Below are 1,748 nucleotides of genomic sequence, written 5' to 3' on the forward strand. Positions count from 1 at the left end.
TAAAGGCTTGCTCGTTTGAGCCGTAAAGCGCGGACTTTGACTTAGCTTGCAGGGCAGATCGAAAGCATCCTAAATTTTAAAATTTAACGCCGAGCTTGGAGGCGGAATTTTAGAATTTCATGATCGGCGATTAAAAGCTTGTACGGCGCGCTCGGCTATCGCAGCGACCGCTTGTTTGAGCGCAGGCTCGACTACGGCATAAGAAACTAAAATAGATACGTTAAAATTTATGGAGGCGAAAATGAACAAAATAACCTGCATCTGCCTAGGTGTGCGAAGCATGCAAAGGGCGCTGAAATTTTACAGAGACGGCCTAGGTTACGAGACGGACTGCAAAGAGGACAATCCGCCGGTATGTTTTTTCAATACGCCTGGGACTAAATTTGAGCTCTATCCGCTAGACGCGCTGGCGCGAGATACCAGCGAAAACAATCCGCCGAAGGGCAGCGGATTTGGCGGCATCACGCTAGCCTATAACGTAAAAAACAAAGAAGACGTAGCTAGCGTCATAGAGCTAGTAAAAAAGGTGGGCGGCACCATCGTCAAGGAGCCCCAAGATACGTTTTGGGGCGGATATCACGCGTATTTTGCCGATCTGGACGGATACTACTGGGAGGTTGCTTGGGGGCCCGGTTTTAAATTTGACGAGGACGGGCTGCTCAAATTTTAGATCAAAATTTCTGCGGACGAGGCTTGTTCGGAGGCGCCGAAGCCTTTGCGCAAACGTGTAAAATTTAAACTTAAAATTGTATTGCAAATCATCGGGCGGGTTTTTTTGGCTTGTATAATTTACGGCGCCGTTTTTTCCCGCGCTTTGCTTTAAACATCGAGCGAAATTTTACTCTCCGATATGATCCGCGACGCAGATTTTGCGCGAGTCTAAAATTTGTGTCCCGCACCCCGTCGCTGTTTTATTCGCGCTCGCAGTACCGCTTTGCTCGCATCGCATGCCGCTACGCAAAACAAGAAAGCGGATATTTCGCAGCGTTTTTGTCTGTGAGCACAGCGAGGAAAAGAGCGATAAATTCCTCGAAGCTTTGCGCGATGAGTAGAGCATCCTCATAGATCGGTTCCGCGCCGAATACGATCTTGCCCGCGTCCGCGCCCTGCGTGAGGATGCCTGCGAAGCAGCGCTCGCCTCTGACCGAAAACAAAAACGGCAAGCACCCGCTCCAAAACGCGCTCACGGCGGCTCTTTGCGCATCGTTAGCCGCGCACTCCAGGCTGTCTTTTTCAAAATCTTCGTAGTAAAATTCCGCCTCGTCCGCGCTTGGCGATGCATAATCCCTAGCGGATACGAACCAAACGGCGTCCGTAGCGTCATGCAAAGTCTCAAAAGAGCAAACGAAGCGGTAAAAATCTTCGCTTAAATTTTTAAATCTGCCGCCCAAAAATTCGCTTTGCGGCGGGCAAATTTCATCCCTGCGCCGTATCTGCCAGCCGTTTTGCGTCAGCGCGTCCATAAGTTCGTCAAAAACCATCTCGCCTCCCGTAATTTGGCGCCGATTATAGCATTTTACTCGGCGCAGCGGTCAAATGCGACTAAATTTAGAAAATTTTGTTTGCTCGTCGCGTATTAAAATAAAGAATTTTGCGCGAAATTTTATCAATTCGGCTAAAAATAAAATGACGTTTCCAAATCGCCGCTAAATTTAGGCTCGGCAGAGGGCGTAAGCCGCAGATGAAAAACGGGCGTATCGCTTAAAATAGGCGTATCGTCGCAGGAGGCGGGCGAGCCGCTAAAATTT

2 protein-coding genes are annotated in these 1,748 nt (G+C 49.1%); one reads left to right on the plus strand and one right to left on the minus strand.

The window, feature by feature from the left end; all coding sequences use genetic code 11:
* The first annotated feature begins 241 nt into the window (after positions 1-241).
* Complete coding sequence (locus Q0140_RS11455) at positions 242-670, plus strand: VOC family protein (protein WP_297964702.1); 429 nt, start codon at positions 242-244, stop codon at positions 668-670.
* A 283-nt stretch (positions 671-953) separates the two neighbouring features.
* Here the strand turns inward: Q0140_RS11455 and Q0140_RS11460 are convergent, their stop codons facing one another.
* A complete protein-coding gene (locus tag Q0140_RS11460) occupies positions 954-1,481 on the minus strand; it encodes a hypothetical protein (protein ID WP_297964704.1) in 528 nt (175 codons plus the stop codon).
* Positions 1,482-1,748: the final 267 nt, after the last annotated feature.

Source organism: uncultured Campylobacter sp., from assembly GCF_938045405.1.
Classification (GTDB): domain Bacteria; phylum Campylobacterota; class Campylobacteria; order Campylobacterales; family Campylobacteraceae; genus Campylobacter_B.